The sequence below is a fragment of the Coralloluteibacterium stylophorae genome (assembly GCF_018122625.2).
Classification (GTDB): domain Bacteria; phylum Pseudomonadota; class Gammaproteobacteria; order Xanthomonadales; family Xanthomonadaceae; genus Coralloluteibacterium; species Coralloluteibacterium stylophorae.
This window is the reverse complement of sequence record NZ_JAGQFT020000006.1, coordinates 229762-250942: the sequence shown is the minus strand read 5'-3', so window position 1 is coordinate 250942 and position 21181 is coordinate 229762. Positions and strand designations below refer to the sequence as shown.

The window sequence follows — 21181 nt, the reverse complement described above, 5'->3', positions numbered from 1 at the left end:
GGTGATCCAGAGGACGGCGATGACGACGCCGCAGGCGAGCGTGAGCATCAGTAGGTGTCCAGGTAGTTGGGAGGGCCGGCGCCGAGGCCGAACTGCGCCATGAACTCCTCGTACTGCTTCATGAGCTGCTCCTCCTGGTGACGCGCTTCCTCGTCCTCGACGCAGCGGGACAGGTACGCGGTCCAGTGGGCGACGCCCATCGACACAGCCTCGAGGGCGTCGTCGTGGCGCAGCGCGCCGCGGTCGCGGGTGATGCGGGTGAGCTGGTAGAAGACCTGGCGGTTCTCGACGGCCTTCTGGTCCGCCTTGAGGACTGCGGCGTCCACGACGAGCCGGTGGGAGTTGAGGACCGGCTCGAGCGTGTCGATGATCCGGCGCTCCTTCTGCCCGACCGAGTGGACCTCCTCGACGTTGCAGGGGTAGATGCGGTTGAGGACCGGCTGGAGGAGCGCGGTGAACATGCCGTCGCCGAAGTTCTTCTCCACCTTGATGAGGTGGACCTTCTCGGCTCGAGCGATGTTCGCGATGGTCTCGAGGGTCTTGAGGTCGTAGCCGCCGTCGAGGCCGCCTGCGCGTCGCAGGTAGATCATCGACCGCAGCATCTTCGTCACAGCGAAGCCGGTGGAGTCCGCGCCACGGCCCGAGGGGTCGATGGTCATGACGGCGCCCTCGAACTCCTCGACCTCCTTGGAGACGTGCATGGGCCGGTAGAGGCGGTCTCCGGTGAACCCTACGATGGGAATTTCCGGGATCGACAGCTCGGGGGCCGAGGACCACACGATGCGGACCGGAGCGACCTCGCGATCCACGTCGGTCACGATCAGGTCGGACAGCTTCAGCGGGTAGCGGTCAGCGTCCGACAGCGTGGTGTCGAGCATGAACTGGAGCATGAAGCCCGAGCGGCCGTAGGACGCCTCGCGCTCGATGAGGTCGGCCTCATGGAATCGTCGGGGTTCTACGGGCGTCCAGGCGATGCCAGGGTCGGCATCGAAGGGCTCTGCGATGAACGGGGCGAGGAAGTCGCCGTACTGCTCGCGGTGCTGCTGGTCCTTCGGGTACCGGGCCGGCCAGATGCGAATGCTGTACCCGCGCTCCGGAAGGTGCGCGTAGACCGACTCGAACGACTGCGGAGTTCCCAGGTATACGATCTGCCCGCCCGGGACGAGTACCGCGTCGAACTCCTTGATGCGTTCCGAGAGTTTCTCTCGCTGGACGACGGTCTGCGAGTTGTTCATCACCTCGATGTCGTCGGCAACGATGGTACCTGCGCGGGAGCCGGTGAGCTGACCGGAGATACCTACGGACTTCACCGAGGGGCTCTGGTCGGTGGTCGCAGGGCCAACGTCAAACGACACGTTCGAGGATCGCTGTTCGGGCCGCGGCTTCAGGTGCTCGAGGCCGGGCATGTCTTCGATGAGGCGCTTCACGAAGATCGAGAAGGCGTCCGCCCGGTCCTTGGACGCCGACACGACCATGATCTTGTGCTGCGGGTCTCGCCAGAGGAGCCACACAACGTAGGCTCCGGTGACGAAGCTCTTCCCGACCCCTCGGAACGCCTGGATCATCCGCCGCTTCGGACCTCTGGAGAGGTACTGAGCGATGTCGTATTGCACCGGAGTTGGCTGCGGGAGGCCGAGGTGCTGCCAGACGCTCCAGAGGAAATTGCGGAAGTCATTCCAAGGGTGGGTATCAGCCACAGCGCGCCTTCATGTAGCGGAGGACGGCGCGGACTTCCTCAAGGCTCCCGTCGCGCTTCAGGAGGTTCGCCCGGTTGGAAATGACCTCGACGTTTCCCGGCACGTAGCCAAGGGAGGGGACGAGTCTGTCCAGAGAAGGCGAGCGGTCGCTGAAGGCTTTCCCGCAGACTTCCAAGGGAATCCCGAGGACCGGACAGTTCGCCGGGATGCGGATGTCTTCCAGCGTCAGGGCGAACGGGAGGCCCTTGCGCGCAGCTCGACGCTTGGCGTTCGTAAGCATCTCGCGCCGCGGGTCTGCACGTCGGGACGCCTTCCGAGCCGTGGAAATGGTGTCGGAGTTCTCCACGCGGTAGGCGCGGCTCGACTCGACCCCGTGCCGCCTGTTGGCGGCGTACCACGCCCTCATGTACCCCGGATCGCTCCGGGGTACACCAGGGGAAACTGCGTCGCTCCGCATCAGTTGAGCGGCGCGTCCCGCTCAGGGTCGAAGGGGAATTCGGCGACCTTGTTGGCGAGGTTCGCCATGTGCGAGCCCGGCGCGGCCGTCGCCTCGATGTTGTTGTCCTTGAGGAACTGTCGGGCCACGTTGAGGATCGCCGCGAGGCCCTTGGTCTCGTGGCTCATCTCGTCGATGGCGTCGGCCAGCTTCTCGGCCAGCGCCCCATGCAGGGAGTTCAGCGCGTCCTTGGTGGCCTTGCTCACGCCTTGACTCCCACGAACTTGTTGAAGACGGCCTTGAGCGCCGAGGCGCCGAGGGAGGACAGCACGCACGCCAGGCCGACCTGCGCTTCGGTGCTGATGCCGGGGAACATCAGCGGCGAGGCCGCGGCGCACACGCCGAGACCTCCAGAGAGGAGGGCGTGCCCGAGGGCCTTGCGGGCGTTGAAGGGTTCGTCGGAGGCCAGGTAGCGGCCCACGCCGATCCCAGCGCCTGCCGCGAGAAGGCAGACGATGAGCTGGGTCTTGGTGGTCATTTCCTTGGGAGGTGCGTCAGACGGGATCGGTGTCGCGACTGAAGAAGGTGAGGGTGATCGTCACGGTCTCGCTGACGGATACGCCGCCAGAGGTCACCGTGCAGCGCCAGGTGGCGGTGCGCGGGACGCCGGATTGGCAGACCGCGGAGAACGTGGGGGAGGCGGAAGTCGTGCTGTTGATGGAGATGCCCGAGTCACCGCTGGCGCGAGACCAGGAGTAGCTGTAGGAGCCTGAGCCGCCTGAGGGCGACGCGGTGGCCGTGGCGGAGACGGAGCCCGACGCGCCTACGCCTGTCAGAGAGGAGGTGCCTCCGGAAAGCGCGAGCGTGAGGTTGGTCCACACGGTCACCCAGGCGGAGCCCGACCATCGCTTGACGGTCTGAACATCCGTCCAGGAAGACCCGGACCGGCGGCGAACCTGCGTGGTGTCTACCCACGAGGAGCCGGAGCGGCGCCGCAGGGTCACCTACCAAATCCAGAGGTCGCCCGTGGAGGGGCTCGAGGGAGACGAGGACTGCACGAAGACTTTCGACGCCTGCGGCGAGGTCAGAACCGTATCTCCGCCGTGGGTGAACGCGCCCTCGGCCGTGACGACGACCTGGCCAAAGGTTGATGTGTCTCCGGCAGGCCGGAGATAGACATTGCCTGGGTTCCCGGACAGCACCACGGCCGAGGAGCCGGCGCGGAGCCTGCCTGCTGCAAAATTGAAGTCACCGGACGAAGTGATTCCAGCTCCTGCAATAAGCTGATGGGTAAAATTCTTTGTCCCAGAGATGGTCTCCGCGCCGTTTCTCTTTACTGTCTCGTTGAGAGCCTCCTGAAGTCCAGACACGTCCCCAATAGAATGAGCGTGGTCAGCGGCGGCCAGCGATGACAGGTCGCTCGTCATAGCGAACGTGCCGGGCTTATTCGGCAATGCGAAGGCGCGGGAGCTAGTCAGATTCGCTGCGGAGATCGTCGCTAACGAACGGAGAACGAGGTTACCCGCGACGCCCGCATCGCCTGACTGCGTGTCGGTGTAGAAGGACGTAGCCGAAGCAGTAAGGTTCTCTGAGCTGCCGATGCAGAACGCCGTGTCAGTGATGTTACCAATGCCCGCGTACACCGTTCCCCCGCCGGCTGAGGTTGTGTATCCGATATGCGCATTCTTCGATTGACTGCCTGTGCGCTTCACGTACAGATTCGGTGCCGCGGTATCGCCCTCAAACGTGGTGGTTCCAGTAACGGCCTGCTGTCCTGTCTTCGATAGCTTCGCGTCCAGGGCGGCCTGGAGCCCAGAGACTTTTGATACAGGCAGGCTGGGGATTCGCGGCGCATCGAAAGTTCCGGAGGAAATATCAGACGCGACCAGCTTCACGTCACCAACCCGGCCTGCCACTGATGTCACGGCTTCAGTGTTGTCGATCTTGTCCCAGCCCCCCACATCGTTTCGGATGATTTGGTCGCCGGTCGAGTAGGAGACTCCGCCGACGGTTCCGGGAGCGGACACCTTGAACAGGTCGCCGACCTTGTTCGAGGCCGGGTACGTCCCGCTGCTCGCGTTCCACGAGCCCCGATAGATCATGGCTCCCGTTGCCGTGTCCTGTGCGAACAGCGCCCAATGCTTCGCGCTGTACTCGCCGGGAGTGACTTCGGTGTTCTGCGGAGCGTTCGCCCACTGGCGAGCCTCCTCAGCGTCGGCCTCCGCGGACTCGCTGTAAGTGCCGGCCGCCGCGGCGCTGAAGCCAGCGTTGTCGGCGTACTGCCCGGCCAGGGCGGCACTCGATTCGCTGTCGGATGCCGAGGAAGCCGCGGCGTCCTTGTGGACTCCTGCGGTATCCCTGAAGCGCCGCGCCTCCTCCTTGGCGGCCGAGGCCGCGGCCTGCGCTACCTCGGCGTCCACGGTAGACGCAGCCGCCTCGTCGGCCGCCGTGCTCGCCTCCTGCGCGCTCGAGCTGGCCTGCTGCGCCCGTTCGGACGCGGCGTTGGCCGAGGCAAGCGCCTGGGCGGCAGAGAGGCTTGTGGCCTCCACGGCGCCGTCGAGGGGGTCGAGGTAGGCCTGGATATTCGAGACGAGGCCGGGGTAACTCGGGAGCGTGTGGACCACGCCCACGGCGTCGGTCATCGTCACGGTTCCCGAGGGGTTCGTCAGGAGTGCGATGGACTCCGTGAGGTACCGCTGGAAGCTGTCCACGAGAGCGGACACGCGCGCCGCGAGGCCCGCGTTTGTTACGGGGAGGTCTGTGCTCATCGAACTCCGATTACGAAACCGTTGATCCCCTGGATTCGCACGCGCTCGCCGTGCTCGACCTCGACCACGCAGATGCGGTAGGTCTCGGTCTGATCGGTCGGAGAAAGTACGAAGCTCAGGGCGTGGTTGATACCCATGCCTCCGCCCTGGTTGAGCTGCCCTTCGTGGACAGTAACCCAAGTGCTTCCGGCGAGGCGCTGCGTGATGGTCCGGAACACGCCGTTATCGCTGGAGACGTTCTGCACGTTCAGCGACGCCATGACGATGGGCCGGTGGCGCTCGCCTGCGCGGACGGGGCCGGGGAGGGTGAAGCGGGTGACTTCCATCGTCACTCCGCCGTTGGGGTTGATCGATCCGACCCAGGCGATTGGAGCGATGGCCTGGAGCTGGTCCCGGATATTCGGGGCGCGCACGTCGCCATCGAAGCTGGCAGTGCCGTCTCGACCGAAGCTGATGACGGCGTTGTTCGCGTTCTTGACGCCGGAGCCGATCCAGAAGGGCCAGGGATCATTCGGGTCGTTGGTGATCTCGACCCGGAACTCGGAAGGGTTCCTGATGTTCCCGTTGGCGTCGAGCTGGAAGGTGCGGAACGTGCCGCCGTTGATCTCGCCTGCGTTGGCTGTCAGGGCGGACAATGTGTTCGTCTTGATCGCTCGCGCCTGGATCGTCCCATCGACCATCAGCGCGCCGTTGATTCCGACCGTACTCTGCCCGCCGACCTGTCCGACGACGAAGGGGTACTTCAGGGACGCCAGTGCGCCGCCTGAGGTGTAGTTGGGGTGGACGAAGGCCATCCGGTCGGCCATGACGATGAGGTCGGAGCCGCCGGAAGCATTGAGGCCGAGCCCGAGCCCGGCGATGACCGGCTGTCCGCCGATCTTCCCGCCGTTGAGGCGGAGCGTGTAGGAGGCGCTCCACTCCCCGAAGGTGCCCTCGGTGTCCGAGGCGAACGTCTGGAACCGCTGCTCGAGCTGCGCGAAGGACGTGGACGAGAAGGACTGGAGCTTGGTGGTGGCGATGGCCTCGGCCTGAGCCGCGGTGATCTTGACCTGGCTGAGGTTCTGGATCGCCGAGCTGTTGTCGCCCACGGTACCCCTCAGGGTCTCCACGGACTGCGCGATCACCTCATCCTTCTTCGCGAGCGCGACCAGCTCCGTCTGCACGTTCGCTGCGTTCTCGTTGAACTGCGCGTGGAGGTCCTGGACCTGGAAGGTCCGCGCCTCGCTCTCGGAGGCGAGGGCCTCGTTGATCTCGATGTAGCGAGCGTCCGCGGTGCTCTGTGCGGTGTCGAACGACGCCTGGAGTTCCGTGATCTCCAGCGCAACGTTCTGGTCGGACTCCTCGATTACCTCGAGGCGGTGCTCGGCTCGGGTGGTGCGGTCCTCGTACTTGCGCTGGAGGTCGATCAGGTTGTTCTCGCGGAGCGTGCTCTCCAGCAGCGTCGCTGCGTTCAGGTCGATCTCGTCGATGCGCGTGATGAGGAGCTGCATCGTCTCCGACTGGAAGACGAGATCGATGAGCTGGCCGATCTCCGGGAAGTCCGAGTCAACCGGGGGCAGACTGATGCCCCCTCCGACTCCCGTACCGCCGCTGCCGTCGTACTGCTCCAGAAGCAGGTAGTGGAGCTGCTTCAGGACGTAGTTGAGGTCCGCGGCGGGGAGGACCGCGCCGTCCCTGAAGGTGACCTCGAGGTTCTCGTAGGGCGTCTGGCGGACCAGCAGGACCAGCTCGGTCTCGACGATCTGCCCTTCGAGTACCTCGACTTCGTTGGTGCCGGACCAGACCCACTCGACCCGGCGCCAGGTCTCGAGGTCCGTCCCGGCGTAGACGTAGACGTGCCCCTTGTCCAGGAAGGGGAAGGGCACGGTGAAACGCCGGGGGCCTCCCACGTAGTCGTAGACCACGTAGGAGAGCCCCCGCTTGACTTGCTCCATCTGGCTCCTGGGTTAGTTGTCCTCGCGATCCTCCAGGCGACCTTCGTCTTCCTTCGGCAGCTCGCGGGCGACCGCGTTCGCGATGTTGCGCACGACGGTCAGGTTGTTCCACGGCATCACGCGCCATGCGTCCTGGAACTGCTGCTGCGTCACCTCGCGGTCCGTGCGAGCGGCCGAGACGGCCGTTCCGGGCAGCGAGTAGAGCTTCTTCATCAGGTCGATGGACGGGATGCCGCCGATTCCGGTGTCCAGGCCGGTGGAGCGGCCGTAGCGGAACGTCGGGTCGTTCTGGAGGATGTCCGAGTAGATCGTGTCCCACGCCGCCGGCAGCACGCTCGCCCAGCTCGACTGCTGGAAGGCGGACTTGGCGAGGTTCGCCATCGTGAGCTGTCGCTTGCGCTGCTCCTCGTCCCCGATGGTGTTGAGGTACGTGCGGGCGCTCCAGCCGATGCCGGCCATCCCGAAGGAGGTCGTGAGCATCGCCCACGTGCGCCAGTCGTCGAGGTTGGCCGCGGAGTGGAGGAAGTGCCGCGTGTAGCTCTGCACGACGAAGGTCTGGAACTGGAAGGCCAGCTTGCCGACCGGCGAGTGCATGACTGCGAGCGTGTCCCCCACGTCGCCCTCGAGAATCTGGTGGGTGACCATGCGGTGCAGGGTCGCCGCCACTCGCTCTCGGGCGTTGAAGGACAGCGCGTTAGGGTCGATGTCGCGGATGCTGCCGAGACCCTTGAGGTAGTCGAACAGCTCCCGCTGGGCGCCCTCGTCGAGCCCGAGGTTCCTCAGGCGCCTCGTCTCCGCTGCGGAGAGCGAAGGCTTCTTGGCGAGGTCCATCAGGCGGTACAGGCTCGCGTGGCCCGCCATGCGCTGAAAGACGGCATTGAGGGGGCCGAGGCCGCTCAGGATGTTCGTGACGTGCTTGGCCCGTTGCAGGCCGTTGTCGAGCACGTCCGCGCCGCGGTTGCCGGGCCGGAAGTTGCCGGCCAGCACGCCCTCGTCGAGCCGAAGCCACGGCGGGTTGCGCAGCATCCCGGTGCCGGGCGCGAACAGCCACTCGAGCACGCGGGCTTCCTCGGACGCCAAGGTGCCGTTCTGCATCCGCTTGAACGCCGAGGAGGCGTAGGGGATCGACCGGACGAAGTTCTTGACGCCCACCTGGGCCAGCATCGGGCCGACCTCCGCGAACATCGAGAAGCCGGCCTGGTTCATGGTGCGGACGAAGTTCACGTCGCGCAGCATTCGTCCGGCGCGGCTCCATGCGGTGTGCGGGTTCTTCTCAGTGGACTGGCCTCGGATCGCGCGGACCGCGAGGTCGAAGTGCTCGAGGGTCTTGGCAACGGCGTCGCCGGACCGCTTCGCTTCCTCCTCGACCTGCTTCCGGAGCCTGCGGAACTCCGAGGGGCTCTTGACGCCCACCCGGTCCGCGAGGGCGGACTGGCCGACCATCTCGCGGATGTAGTGGTGCGTCACGCGCTCCACGTCGTTGTCCAGTAGGTCCGCGATGCCGACCTCGATGGTCGAGCCGTCCTCACGGGTGACCGTGGTGCGGAAGGTCTCGTCGAGGTCGATGCGGCGCTTGGCGCGGTCGGACTTGCTCGGGCCATCCGAGCCCTTCTTCAGGAGGTTCAGGACCTCCTGGCGCTTCGCGGGCTCGAGGTCGGTCAGCAGCTCGTCGAGCGCGTCGATGTCGTCCTCGTCCAGTCCGCGGATCACGCCGGACTCGTAGTCGCCTTCAGCGACCTTCTGGCCCCGCTTGAGCCAGGCGCGCGCCACGGCGTCCAGCAGCTTGTCGTCGATGCCGTCCGAGACCATGCCAGCCTCGCGCTCGGCGTAGCCCGAGTCTCGCTCCTTCTGCACCGCGCTGCCGTACTCGTCCTGCCGGCGGCGGTGCAGAGTGTCGAGCTTCTGCACCTGGCGGCGCGCGTTCTCGCGCTTGCGGTCGCGCGCCTTCTTCCAGAGCTTGTTCTTCGTGGGCGTGTCGGCCTTCGCCTCCAGCGCGTCCAGGCGTTCCTTGGCGGCACTGAGCTGTGCGCGGGTGGTGTCTAGAGCCTCGCGCGCCTTGCGGACACCATCGGAGGTGCCGCGGTACGCCTCGACGTTCTGGCGGTTCTTCTCGACTGCCTCTGCGCCGAGCCGCTTCTCCCACTCCTTGCGCATGGCCGGCTTGAGGACCTGCTCGAGGAACTCGTCCTCGGTCACGCCCATCTCGCCGAAGACCCGGTGGTATCCCTCGGGACTGAAGGCGCGCTGGAGGTAGTTGGCGTTCTCGGCGATGTTCTCGAAGCCCTGCACGCCGGTCTCCTGCGCGAGCTTCAGCAGGCGCGAGTTGGTCTTGGCGACCACGGACGCCGCGGCCCGTGCCTGGGGCGACACGTCATCGGCGCCGCGCACGGCGCGACCGACCTCGTGCATGAACACGCGGCGCTGCACGTCGTCGCTTGCGCGGACGTTGAGTGCCTTGGCCGCGCTCTGCCACGCGGCGTTCATGCTCGCCATGAACTCGGTCTCGACGGTCGCGGTGTGGCGCCGGGAGAACTCGCTGGCGGCCTCGGTCACCGCGAGGTTGCGATCCGTGTAGCCCACGCCATCCCGGACGAGCTGGCGGCCGACGTAGCGGACCAGAGGGGACTTGGACTTGCCGAAGGATGCCGAGAGGTCCAGGCGGGCGTTGAGGAACCGGCCGCGGACTCCCGCCTCCTGCTGCGCCGCGTCCAGGCGCTCCATGTCGGAGGGACCTTCGCGATGCAGGCGGTTGAGGCCGGGCAGCACGTCGGGCGAGGTCTCGGCGACACGCGCCGCGGACAGCGAGTCATCGGGCGGCGCGGCGGCCGCCTTGATCTCCGCCTCGAACGCGGCGTTGCCGCGCCGCACGGCGCCCATCTCGTCGAACTTGGCACCGTTGCGTGCCCCCAGGACACCCGCGAACGCGAAGCCAGCCGCGGCGTCCATCAGGACATCCCGCGCCCCCATCTCGGGGTTGAAGGTGCTGGCGGCGGCCGTGCCGGCGGCGTTGACCGTGGCGCCCGTCGTAGCTGCACGGGCCGCGTTGATGGCCCGCCCGGCCGTGGCGGAGTGTGCCAGGCCAGCGGAGGCCACATCCGCCAGCAGCATCGCCGGGTCGGTCGCGGAGGCCGCGAGGTTGCCCCAAAAGCCGAACTGGCTCTTGAGCTTCGCGTCGTCCTGGTTCTCGAGCGCGTAGGAGGTCAGCTCGAGTAGGTGCTCCTGGGAGCGCGCCTTGTAAAGGAGGGGCGCCTGCTCCTCCGACACGCCGTACTGCTTGAGGTGCGAGGAGAGGTCCGCGGGGAACTGCCACTCGTCATCGCTCTCGAACGCGAACTGGCGAAGTCCGCGCCCGAGCGCGCCGGGGATGCCTTGGTTCCAGTAGGAGGCCGCGAGGTCCACGAAGGATGCCTCGGCGGCCTCCTGCTGCTGCTCCCGCTCCCCGGCTGCGATCACGTCCTGCGGGGTCTGCTGGAACGCGCTGGTGCCCTTGGGGGCGAGGTGCTCGAACATTTACTGTCCTCGGATGAAGGTGGTGAAGTCCTCGGCGGCCTTCTGGTCGCGTGAGGGGGCCTGAGGGGTGCTGGGGGCGGACTGGCCCTCGAGCCACTGGCCGAAGCTCAGGTCCGGGGCCTTGGCCGCGTCGGCGGCATCTCGCTCCTTGCTGGCCTGCCTGCGGAGGTCCTCGGAGAGCATCAGGTTCCCGCCGCGTCCCCCGAGGAGCTGGGCGGACGAGCGGAGCCCGGCCGTGCGCTCATCGCGCGCGGAGGCGGCCTCGGCGTTGACCTGCTCGGCGTTGAAGGAACTGCGGGCCGCCATCAGCTCCCGCGGGTTGATCTCGACCATCACTCCGGTATCCGGATCGGTGACGGGGAGGCCCTGGGAGGTGAAGAAGGTGAAGCGGCCGTTCGACAGCTCGTGCGGGATCAGGTCGTCCGTATCGTCCAGGCGCCCGGCCTCGACGAGCTTCGACTTGATGTAGTCGGAGGTCTCCTCGACCACAGGTACCGCGGCCTCGGGGAGGCCCTTGGTGAACGTCGCGTACCCGTTGATCGTCCGCAGGTAGCGGGACGACTGCTTGATGGCGACCTCGAGGGCCTTGTCGGCCGGTAGGGTCGTGTTCTGCATGATGACGGGGAGGCGGCGCTCGAGGTCCGCGCGGAACACGTCGGGGTTCTTGATCTCGCTGGGGACGACGTACTCGGCGTCGCCGCCTGCGCTCACGGTGGTCGTACTGCTGAAGAATCCGGGGCCGTCGAAGTCGAGGTTGCGCAGCAGGGCGCGGGCCTCGGCGCTGACCTGGATCGGGTCTTTCGGCTGCGTCATCGCCATCTGCGAGTACGCCTGCTCCGGCGTCTGCCCCATCTCCTTCGTCAGGAACTCGTACTGCTCGAGGCGGGCGTAGTTCGCGGGGGTCAGGTTCCGGGCCAGCGCAGCCTCGCCGCCCTGCGCCCGGAGGTCCGACATCATCTCGATGGATGCGCGGGCGGACGTCGGGTTCTTCGGGTCGAAGGCTTCCAGCATGTTGTTGAGGAACCGCAGCTCCACGCCGTTCTGCGCGGCGCGCTGGGTGAGCCTGGCGAACGTCGGGGTGTCCTTGGCGGTGTAGAGCTTCTTCAGCGCGTCGTTGACGGCCGTGGCGGCGCCTTCGCCGGCCAGGGCGAGCGCGGTCGGATCACCGGTCAGGGCCGCGTTGAGGTTGAAGTTGTCCTTCGCCTTCTTCTCGGCCTCCTTGCGGAGCTTCTCGCGGCGGGCGTCGAGCCTGCGGTGCAGCGCCACGTTGTCGGAGCTGGAGAGCACGCCGGCCCGTTCGGCGTCGAACACGGCCTTGGAGTCGAGGTAGCCGCGCTCGATCTGATCGTCGAACGTCAGCATGGTCGAGGACCGTTGCGCCTCGGCCTGGGCCTTCGCCTGGGCGGCGCGCATCGTCTTGCCGTGCTCGGCAGCCTTCAGGAGCCCTTCGCGGTACTGCGGCTGCTCTGCGAGCCCTGGGGCATCCCCTCGGCGCTCCGACAGGAACGCCACGGCGGCATCGGGATCGACCTCGCCGGAAGCCAGCAGCTCGCCGAACGACGCCGCGAACAGGTCGTCGCGCTCGTCGTCCTGGATCATGGAGTGTTCGTCCATGTACGCCATCGCCGCCTGATAGCCCTCGGGGGTCATCAGGGAGCCGTCGCGGATACCGGAGACGAGGAAGGAGCCGATCTCCTCCTTCTGGCGGACCTGGAGTTCCTGGAGCTGCTGGGTCGCCCATGCGTCCCGCGCGCCTGCGACGGTGCGCTGGATGCCGGGCAGCAGGGTCTTGCGCTGCCACTCCGGGGCACCCTCGAGGAGCTTGTTCGTCTCTTCGTTGATGACCGACTCGAAGTCGGCGTCCGGCTCCATCGTCGCGGCCCGCTGCTGGAGCGCGCGGCCGAGCCCCTCGGCCTTCCGGAGACCTTGGGCCTCCTGGTAGCCGCGGAGGGCGAACTTGGACGCCTCGATGCGCGCCGAGGCTTCCGGGGTCAGCGCCCCGGTTGCGTTCTCTTCCTGCTCGGCGAGCTGTCCGGCGTCATAGTCCTCGCGGTTGCTCTTCTGTGCGCGGTCCGCCGCGATGTGGCTGACGCCGTTGAGGGCGTCCGCGAGAGCCCACATGGCCCCGCCGGAGCCCGCGGCTTCCCGCTGCGAGGCGTAGACGCCGAGGTTTACGCGGCTGCGCTGCTCGGGGGCTTCCACCCGGCCGCGGATGCGGCGCTGATTCGTTGCCATGCCTTAGCCCCCGCCCTGAATCTTCAGGGAGTCCTGGTAGTTGGTGTAGCCGCTGTAGGCGGACTGGACGACTTGCCCGGCGGCCCGTGCGTTGTTGATCCGCTGGGACGCCTTCGCCGACGCGGCGCTCGATGCGATGCCGTTGGCTCGGTTGTGCTCGATCTTTCCGATGTCCATGCCGGCCTGCATCGTCGCGTCCATCAGGAGCGCGGAGACGCTGTTGCCGGCGACGCCGGCCTCGGCCGCCGCGGCTCGGGCGGTGGCGCGCGCGGCGCGCGCCTCGCGGATGCGCTCGTTCTTGGCGTCCGCTGCGGCGTCATCGATCTGGTCCTGCTCCCGCTCGGCCGCCTCGACGGCCGCCTTGTTGCTCTGGTCGGCGGCATACACAGCCGTACCGGCGGACAGTGCGGCGCCTGCGACGATGGCGATGGTGGTCGGCTCACACACGGCTGATGCGCTCCATGAGGAGGAACCGATGACCGCCCACGTCCACGTCCTGCGCGGGTGAGAAGCCGAGATGGGAGAGCCAGCCGACCGCGCGCGCATGGCGCGCATCGACGAGGTTCGACAGCAGGCGGTACTTCGACTGCCACACGTCGATCCAGTGGCGGCCCTCGATCACCAGCGCGCGCCCTCGGCGGACCAGCTCGCTCGTGCCGAGCATCCACGGGGATGCCTCGCCGGGAGCGCGTCCGTAGGTGGACACGCCGAAGAACGCCTCGGCCCTGCCGTCGAAGCACAGGGCGAGGGCGAACTCCGAATCGGCGATGGACTGCCGGAGGACCTCGAGGGGAGTCTCGTGACCGCACGCGGCCAGCTCGGCCACGTCCTCGGGGGACATCCGCGCTGCAACGTCGGCCACGTCCTCCTCAAGGGGGACGCGGTACTCGATCATCTCTGGTTCCTGGAAGAGAAGAAGCCCTCCCACTCGGCCGACTGCCACCACGCCTGGAACGGCTTGTCGTTGACCAGGGTGATGCGCACGGTGTCGGCGCGGGAGAGCACGGGGGTGTTGAAGACGCCCGAGGTCATCGTCGGGGCGTCGAGCTTGAACGCGGCGTCGCCGATGGTTCGGCCGCTGTAGTCGTGGAGGTGCTCGGTCACCGCGGAGTCCGCCACGGCCGCTCGGCCATGCGGCTCGACCCGAACGCGGAAGAAGGCGGCGTCCTTGAACCGAACGGCGAGCTTGCGGAGCTGAAGGCGCCCGATGGTCACCGCGGCGCCCCGGTCGTCCCGAGGGAACTGGCGGGACAGCTCGATCTCGCAGTCGTACTTGAGACCGACGACGAGTTTTCCCGCGGTCTTGTTGCCCGGAAGCCGGATTACCTGGCCGCCGCTCTGGAGCGCCGCGCCCTGGGTGTCCAGGTACGCGCCGGGGTTGGCCCAGCCAGCGCCCTTGATGATCTCGACCCCGGAGAGGGACGAGAGGGCGTAGGGCAGCATGAGGTCGGTGAAGTTGCCGAACTCCTGATAGGTGCCCTGCACGATGCAGCGCCGGTCCAGCAGCACGTCCACCGGCAGGCCCGTGGGCCTCGCGATGGTCGCCAGCTCGATCTTCAGGAGTTCCGTGCCGCCTGCGGGGGATACCGCGACGAGGTAGAGCTTCCCGTCGATGATGTGCATGTGGAGCACGCGACCGACGCCGGAGAGCTTCCAGCGTGACCACGCGGACTGCGCCTTGTCGTTGCCGGCCCAGCGGGTGTTGTAGACGTAGAGCTGGCCGTCCGAGGCGTCCTCGGGGGCCACGAAGACCATCTCCACGTCCGGCCCCGCGGTCAGTGCGCGAACCTTGCCCGGCACGTACTCCGGCACATGGCCGGTGATGTCTGCGGCGTCGGCGGTGACCGCCTCTTCGGAGATGAAGTATTCGCGGACCGTCGCCCATTCCGTGCGGTCGCTGACGTAGATCAGGGAGTCCCCAAGGAGGACCGGGGACACGACCGAGCTGGCCGAGTAGTTGGTGGAGGCATCGACCTTGACCGTCTTCGGCGACAGCAGCGGGCTCGCGGTGAGTTGATGCTGCGAGTCGGTGCCGAAGAGCATCAGGGCCGAGAGGTAGGGAACGGCGTGCCTGAGGTCCACGATGGAGTGCGAGGGGACCGAGACGTCGATGACCTCGGAGTCGAGAATCTGCGTGACCGTCGTGCGCCAGAAGTTCCGGTGGTAGCCGGTCTCCGACATCACGACTGACTCGGTGGTCAGGAAGCCCAACCGCTCGCGGTGGTAGAAGACATCGTTGATCGCGGCGCCGATGAAGGACGGCGGCGGGTTCGTGTCGTCGTCTCCGACGTTCCGCGTCTCCCAGCTCTGCCAGCCGAAGCTGAAGTAGAAGCCGTCCGGGTTCGTTGCGTCCGGGACGCGCCTCAGGATGTGCGGCATCGTCTTCGGGTCGATGGTGTTCTTGAGGCCGGGCTTGATCGTCTCGCGGTAGGAGTAGTCGGCCTCCTTCCGAACGTAGAAGGCGTCGAAGCCGTTCTCGGGATCGCCCGTGATCGCGTAGATCGAGCCGTTCGGGATGTCGCGCGCATCGGCCCCCTTCGGGAGGTCCGCGAAGGTCTGGACGGCCGTGGTGGTCCCGCCGGGCGCCGTCGCGCTGGTCATGGCCGGGATGCGCTCCCGGTTGAGGATGAAGGTGGTGTCCGCCACGGTCACCGCCCGGAACACGTCGCAGGAGCGGCCGTTGGCCTTGAGGTAGTCGCCCTGGCCCTCGGTCACCACGGTCACGTACTCGTGTCCGGTGATGTGGTCGAAGACGCGGATCGCGTCGCTTCCGATGACCACGATGTACCGCTCGTTCTGGTCGCGGATGATGGAGTGGTGCCACGAGTTCGCCCCGATGTTCGAGGCCAGGACGCCGATGGCCTCCGCGGCGGGGCGCTTGCCCGCACCCCTCGCGGGGTGCAGGTAGGCGTTCTCGGCGCGGGTCACCTGGTTGAGGTGGCGGATCGTGTCGTCCTGCTGCGAGACCCCGCCGATGAGGGAGGGGATCGAGCCGGTGGTCAGCGTCAAGTGGTTTCCCAGGCAGTGCGGACATCCTCGGAGTCGGTGAGGAAGTTCGCGGGGTTGTATTCGGCCTCTGCGCGCCGCATGGCGACCACGGCCTCGTAGAGGCGCGTCTCGTTGAACGGCAGCGTGTCGTGGCGGGATGCCGGCATGGAGGCGGCGTTGAGCCGCTGGAACACGAGACCGGCCCGCGCGGTGATGAGGCGCTGTGCGGGGGCGGGCAGGGTGTCGTAGGGCAGGAACAGGAAGACGTTGAGGTAGCCGGTCTTCTCGTCGGTGCGCGCCAGTAGCCAGTCCGGCTCGGCCGCGGTGTCGGCCTCGAACTGCACCGTGTTGAAGTACCAGCCCTCGGACTGCACCTCACGGCTCGCCGCCTTCAGCAGCGTCCGCGCGCGCATGGCCGGGGTGTAGCCCTTGGTCGGCAGGACCTCGACAGGCTCCTCGCCGATGGCATCCAGCAGCTCGTTGACGGACTCCAGCTCGACGGAGGTAGTCAGCGTCTCGTTGAACCCGGCCGGGGCGTGGAACTCGTCGTGGGCTGCCTGGAGGACGTTCAGGGCCTCGGCGACCCGCTCGGCCGAGTAGGGCCTCGGGGGAGCCTCGGACTCCTGCGACGCCCCACGGGACACGAGCGAGTCCTGGAAGACCAGGCCGGCCCTCAGGGTGATGAGGCGGCGCGCGGTCTCCGGAAGGGACTCGAAGGTCTCGAAGGTGACCCGCTCGACCATGGGGCGCGTGGCCGAGGTGAACACGTCGGAGTGCGCGTCGCGGTCGAACAGGCGCCCACGGCGCGGGACGATGCGGCGGGCTTCCCCACGGGCCGGGCGGATCGCCAGGGTGTCCGTGGGGATGGTGGCGATGCCGTCCTCGTCGATGGGCGCGCGCCACGACTCGTCGGTGTTGAAGTACCAGCCTTGGCTCTGCACCTCGCGGCTCTGCGACCGCAGGGCGGCGCGGACGAGGTTGGCGTCCGTCAGGCCGGTGGAGGCGAACGAGGGGACCACGGGGCGACCGAGGGACGCGAGGATTTCGTTGACCGCCTCGAGTTCCTTGGTCTGCGTGGCGCCGGCCTCGAAGGTCGCGGCCTCCTGGTAGCTGGCGTGCTCGTCGAGGAGCGCCTGGAAAGCCTGGGCCTCGTGCGCCTCGGTCAGCGCGTCGAGCTTGTCCGACCCCATGACCTTCGTCTGGTAGAGCCGGGCGGCGCGGATGAGGATGCAGCGGCGCGCGGTCTCCGGAAGGGACTCGAACTCCTGCTGCCAGATGGCGTAGATGATCGGCGGCTTGGCCGCGGTAAACACGAAGCTCGAAGCGTCGCGGTCGTAGAGCTTGCCCTCGCGGGGAACGATCCGGCGCGTCTCGGTGGTGGCCGGGCGCGCAGCGAGGAGGTTCGCCGGGAGGACGAAGAGGCCGTCCGCAGCCGGGAGGGCGCGGTACTGCTCGTCGGTGTTGAAGTACCAGCCGCGGCTCTGGACCTCACGCGACACGGCGCGGAGGTTGTCGCGCGCGATGGCAGCGTCGGTCAAGCTCGGCACATCGAGGCTGTTGACGGGCGTCTCTCCGATGATGGAGAGAATCTCGTTGACGGCCTCGAGTTCGGTGGTGGGCGTGAGGGGCATGAGGGGCTCGAAAAAAAACCCCGCAGGCTCGGTTAGGAGACCACGGGGTCGGAGAAAGAGGGAGGAGGGGCCTCACGGTGGAGGCCCCTCGGGTGGCTTAGACGGCCTTGGACAGCTCGATGGCCTGGCCGGCACGCAGCGGGCCGTGGCCCAGCGCGTACTTGGCGATCATCAGGGTGCCGAGGCGGTGCGGCTGCGGGACGATCTGCATACCCAGGCCCATGAGCTGGAGCGTCGCCACGGCGTCCGGCGTCCAGATGAGCGCCACGGTGTCGCTGAAGTCGAGGCGGTACTTCGCCAGCAGCTTCGCGTCGGCCGAGCGGTCGCCCTTCGGGAACAGGTTCAGCTTCAGGAGGTCGAAGCCCGCGATGGCGCGGAGGGTCGCCTCGTTGTAGTCGCCGTAGCTGCCCGCGGTGATGTCCTTGTGGATCAGGTCCTTGTTCTCGGTCAGCAGGTAATACTGCGCCGGGGGCAGGGCGCCCGTGCCGTTGCGCTCGGGCCAGTTCTTCTCGTCACCGACCTGGCGCGCCTGCTTGAAGGCGTTCGCCAGCACGTAGGCGTCGGTCGCCATCGCGGCGTTCTTGATGACGGCGCCGCCCGGCTGACCCGAGACCGGGCCTTCCTCGGTACGCGCAGCCTGGGCGACGCACGACAGCTCGTTGAAGGTCCGCTTCTGCGCCAGCTCGGTACCCATCGCGGCGCTGTACGGTGCGCGGACCTCGTAGTGGTTCTGCGCTTCGTCGATGTCGGCCAGGAACTTCGAGCTGGTCATCACCGGGTCGAGGGTCACGATGACCTCGTTGTGATCGACCGTGCCGCCGAGGATTTCGGTGCCGGGGACGTGGTAGGCCGCGTCGTCCGAGATGCCGATGGCGGCGAACGAGGCGGACTTGCCCTGGGTGATGTTGCGGACGGTCACGCGGCCGTCGAGCTTGTAGTTCTCCTGGAAGGCGGTCAGCACTTCGCCGGTGAAGACCTGGACGAACAGGGCGTCTTCGGCGCCGGCCTGCTTCACCTGACCCAGGCGGGAGACGATTGCGTCGGTCATGTATCAGTGTTCCTTGTCTGGAAATGAAGAAGCCCCGCACAGCCGCGGGGCTTCAGGGGTTGGGTTGGGTGAAGCTCAGAAGAGGTTCTGGCTCGCCTTCAGGCGTTCCTGGACCTTCGCCCGGTACCCCGGATCACGGCGGTAATCGGGGTGGCTCATGGCCTTGGTGACCTCGAACTGCGAGGCGAACGGCTTGACGGACGAACCGCCGCCACCGCCCTTGCCATTGATGAGGCCGGGCGTCTTGCCCTTGGCCTTCTCCATCCGGGCCTTCAGGCCCTCCACGGCGAGCTTGGCGGTCGCGGTGTCGTTCGACTCCACGGCCTTGTTGTAGGCGGTGATCTCGGCGGGGCTCAGGTTCGAGGCGCCCCACTTGACCAGCTCGGCGTAGCCCGTGGCGCCGCCGACCGGCTCCTGGACGGCCGAGAGGAACCGCTCGTTCTCGGCGATGGTGCCGGCGATGTAGCGGTCCACGGCCTTCCGCGGGATGCCCTTGGCCTCGAGGGCCGCGTAGGTGTCGTCGCTCAGGCCACCCTTCTCGGCGTACTCGCCGTTGAGGGCGTCCCAATCGAGTCCGGCATCCGCGACCTGCTTGCGCGCCTCGTCGTCGGACGGGGCGGGCTCGTCGATCTTCAGGTCACCTTCGGAGCCTTCCGACCCCTCAGTACCTTCGCCGCCTTCTGGCGCGCCTTCGACTTCCGTTTCGTCCTTCTCGGACTCCGGCGGCGCCTGCTCGCCCTTGGCGGACGCCTCGGCGGCGCGCGTGGTGTCGGCGCGGAACTGCGCCTCGTCGTCGGCGGTGAGCTGTACGGAGGTTGCTTCGTTCATCGGCCGGTTCCCATGTAGTTGATGACGGTGGTCCCGTTGGGGAGCACGCGGACCTCAGCGCCCTTGGGGTATTGAGGAGTGGATGCGGGTGCCGGCGGGGTGGCCGGGGTCACCGGCTCCGGCGCGGTCGTTGGTGCCGGGGCCTGGGCGACCGCTTCGGGCTTCTTTCGCGGCATCAGGGGGTTCCTTGGGGTTGCATGGCGGCCTGGGCGAGCTGCGGGGCAGCGCGGATCAGGCCCTCATTGAGTGCGGTGTTGTCCTGCTCTTCGGCCAGCTCCTCGTCGGAGCGGATGAGGCCCTTCGGGGACACGTCGGCTGCCGCGGCGAAACGGGCGAGAAGCTCGGCGCCGTTGAGGCGACGCGCGACTTCCTCGGGACCGACAGCGGCCTTGGCGGCCTCGACGAACCCGACGAGCTGCTGGAGGTCGTGGCCGCGGCCCAGGGCGGCGGTTCCGACTGTGATGCGGGGCTTCAGGACTCCCGGAGGGAACTCGGGGAGCCGGCCCTGCTTCTGGAGCCGCGCGATGAGGCGCTTCACCAGCGGCAGGAGGAATGCCTCCGCCAGCAGGGAGTAGAAGCCGCCCATCGTCTCGTCGAGCGCCATCGCCAGGTAGCGAATCTCCTCGGCCGTGACGCGCTCGCCGTTCCGCTGGATCGACGTGCGGACGCCGAAGACCTGCTCGAGGTCCCGCTGGATGCGGTCGGCGGACTCGGTGACGAAGCGGAAGTCGTTGAGCTTGTCGAGGCTGACGGTGGAGAGGTCGGTCGCCTTCATGCGCACGATGGCGCCGGACTCGGCCTCGGTGATCTGCCTCTCGCGGACCGGAGAGCCCGGATCGAGGGCGTAGAGGATCTTCGCAGCAGCCGCGGCACCCTTGCGGATGGCCTTGCGGAGCGCCTCGAGGGTCGTGAAGTCCCCGAGGTAGTCGAAGAAGACCCCGGCGCCGTAGTCCTCGCTGTCGGAGACCGGGACCGCCACGGCGATCCACGGGCACTCGTCCTTCGGGTAGCTACCGTCCGAGCCGGGGACCATGTGGCCGTTGACCTCTTGGTAGCACTCCCACTTGTCCTCGACGAGGACGATGCGGGTGTGGAGGTCGATGGGGTCGCGGTCTGCGCCGGGCTCCGGGCGCTCGAGCTGGACGGCCGTCCGGGTCGCGTCGTCGAGTGCGTCGGCCGTGATCGTGTCTACGGTGACCATCTCGAGCGGCTGGCCCAGGCCGTCGCGTTCGCACACGAAGCGGGTGACCGGGTAGACCTTCGGCGGCCCCTCGTCGGGGACGTAGAACAGGAAGTTGCCGGCGACAATGCCGTGCTGGAAGGAGAGGTGGCAGGCCGGGCGCATCTGCGCCGTCTCGAACTCGTTGACGATGGTGCGTTCGACTTCGGCGAGGGCCGTCTCGACCTCCCCGCGCTCCACTCCGGCATCCTCGGCCAGCTTGGAGACCGTATCGGCGTCCGGGGACAGCCGGAACGGCGCAGCGTTCGGCGGGAACATGGCCGAGAGGGTTCGGCCGGTGAGCGCGTTGACGCACTTGGCGCCCGTGCTCTGCATGGGGGTGCGCGCCGCGGAGCGTGCGTTCCGGTCGCCATCCTCGCGGTACAGCTTCGGGAGACTCAGGTCGGCGCACGCCTTGGCGCGAGTCGTCGCCGCGGTGCGGCGGGACTTCAGCGTCTCGTACCGGGACTTGGCCGAGACGTAATCGGTGCCTTCAGCCACCCGTGGGGATCACGAGGGCGCTGCCGGAGGTCCGGCGGTTGAGGTCGATCCGAAGGTCTTCGCGGCTGCCCGTGCGGTACTCGCTGGCGGACTGGCCGTCGCGGGCCGTGTAGAGCACGGCCGGCTTAGTATCCTTCTCCTTCGGCTTCCTGGTCTTGCACATGGAGGCTCCTGTAGTTGTCCTCGGCGTCTTCGCGGTCGTGCCGGAGCCGATGCTTGAGCTGCACGACGAGGCGGCGCTCGCCGGACTTGAGGAGGAACTCCTCGCGGGGTTCCAGGGGGTCGTAGATGACCTCGGGGTACTGCCGGTCCAGCTCGGCGATGAGGTCTTCGGCGTGGTAGGGGATGCGGGTCATTGGGACTCCAAGAAGAACGCCCGCTTACGC

At 67.6% G+C, this 21181-nt stretch carries 18 protein-coding genes; all 18 read right to left on the bottom strand.

The window, feature by feature from the left end; translation table 11 throughout:
* Positions 1-47: 47 nt before the first annotated feature.
* Positions 48-1697 carry a phage terminase large subunit gene (gene terL, locus KB893_RS11245; protein ID WP_211925400.1) on the bottom strand — a complete coding sequence of 550 codons (1650 nt, stop codon included), beginning with the start codon at positions 1695-1697 and terminating at the stop codon, positions 48-50.
* Positions 1690-2103 carry a hypothetical protein gene (locus tag KB893_RS11240; protein ID WP_211925401.1) on the bottom strand — a complete coding sequence of 138 codons (414 nt, stop codon included), beginning with the start codon at positions 2101-2103 and terminating at the stop codon, positions 1690-1692. Before KB893_RS11240 ends, terL begins: the two co-directional genes overlap by 8 nt.
* A gap of 50 nt (positions 2104-2153) precedes the next feature.
* Positions 2154-2399: a hypothetical protein gene (locus KB893_RS11235; RefSeq protein WP_211925402.1), complete on the bottom strand. Its 246-nt coding sequence runs from the start codon at positions 2397-2399 to the stop codon at positions 2154-2156.
* The gene (locus KB893_RS11230) at positions 2396-2671 is read right to left on the bottom strand and encodes a phage holin family protein (protein WP_211925403.1); all 276 of its coding nucleotides are present in this window, start codon (positions 2669-2671) and stop codon (positions 2396-2398) included. Before KB893_RS11230 ends, KB893_RS11235 begins: the two co-directional genes overlap by 4 nt.
* A gap of 16 nt (positions 2672-2687) precedes the next feature.
* A complete protein-coding gene (locus tag KB893_RS18815) occupies positions 2688-3014 on the bottom strand; it encodes a PKD domain-containing protein (RefSeq protein ID WP_425491167.1) in 327 nt (108 codons plus the stop codon).
* A 123-nt stretch (positions 3015-3137) separates the two neighbouring features.
* Positions 3138-4901 (bottom strand): hypothetical protein, encoded by a 1764-nt coding sequence (locus KB893_RS11220; protein ID WP_211925405.1) that lies wholly within the window; start codon positions 4899-4901, stop codon positions 3138-3140.
* Positions 4898-6835, bottom strand: coding sequence for a phage tail fiber domain-containing protein (locus KB893_RS11215; RefSeq protein WP_211925406.1), 1938 nt, complete (start codon positions 6833-6835; stop codon positions 4898-4900). Before KB893_RS11215 ends, KB893_RS11220 begins: the two co-directional genes overlap by 4 nt.
* A gap of 12 nt (positions 6836-6847) precedes the next feature.
* Complete coding sequence (locus KB893_RS11210) at positions 6848-10345, bottom strand: hypothetical protein (RefSeq protein WP_211925407.1); 3498 nt, start codon at positions 10343-10345, stop codon at positions 6848-6850.
* Positions 10346-12547 (bottom strand): hypothetical protein, encoded by a 2202-nt coding sequence (locus KB893_RS11205; protein ID WP_213173712.1) that lies wholly within the window; start codon positions 12545-12547, stop codon positions 10346-10348.
* Positions 12548-12583: 36 nt separating this feature from the next.
* Complete coding sequence (locus KB893_RS11200) at positions 12584-13027, bottom strand: virion core protein, T7 gp14 family (protein ID WP_213173711.1); 444 nt, start codon at positions 13025-13027, stop codon at positions 12584-12586.
* Positions 13020-13475: a hypothetical protein gene (locus tag KB893_RS11195; protein WP_211925410.1), complete on the bottom strand. Its 456-nt coding sequence runs from the start codon at positions 13473-13475 to the stop codon at positions 13020-13022. The genes KB893_RS11200 and KB893_RS11195 overlap by 8 nt, the downstream gene beginning before the upstream one ends.
* Complete coding sequence (locus KB893_RS11190; RefSeq protein WP_211925411.1) at positions 13472-15589, bottom strand: phage nozzle protein; 2118 nt, start codon at positions 15587-15589, stop codon at positions 13472-13474. Before KB893_RS11190 ends, KB893_RS11195 begins: the two co-directional genes overlap by 4 nt.
* On the bottom strand, positions 15586-17199 hold the full coding sequence (locus KB893_RS11185) for a hypothetical protein (protein ID WP_211925412.1): 1614 nt from the start codon (positions 17197-17199) through the stop codon (positions 15586-15588). Before KB893_RS11185 ends, KB893_RS11190 begins: the two co-directional genes overlap by 4 nt.
* Positions 17200-17296: 97 nt before the next feature.
* A complete protein-coding gene (locus KB893_RS11180) occupies positions 17297-18247 on the bottom strand; it encodes a major capsid protein (RefSeq protein WP_211925413.1) in 951 nt (316 codons plus the stop codon).
* Between the two features lie 75 nt (positions 18248-18322).
* A complete protein-coding gene (locus tag KB893_RS11175) occupies positions 18323-19075 on the bottom strand; it encodes a capsid assembly protein (protein WP_211925414.1) in 753 nt (250 codons plus the stop codon).
* 175 nt (positions 19076-19250) lie between these two features.
* Positions 19251-20795 (bottom strand): portal protein, encoded by a 1545-nt coding sequence (locus tag KB893_RS11170; RefSeq protein ID WP_211925415.1) that lies wholly within the window; start codon positions 20793-20795, stop codon positions 19251-19253.
* Positions 20788-20913, bottom strand: coding sequence for a hypothetical protein (locus tag KB893_RS18565; RefSeq protein ID WP_263858576.1), 126 nt, complete (start codon positions 20911-20913; stop codon positions 20788-20790). The genes KB893_RS11170 and KB893_RS18565 overlap by 8 nt, the downstream gene beginning before the upstream one ends.
* A 7-nt stretch (positions 20914-20920) precedes the next feature.
* Entirely contained in the window at positions 20921-21151 is a 231-nt protein-coding gene (locus KB893_RS11165; RefSeq protein WP_211925416.1) for a hypothetical protein, read from the bottom strand.
* Positions 21152-21181: the final 30 nt, after the last annotated feature.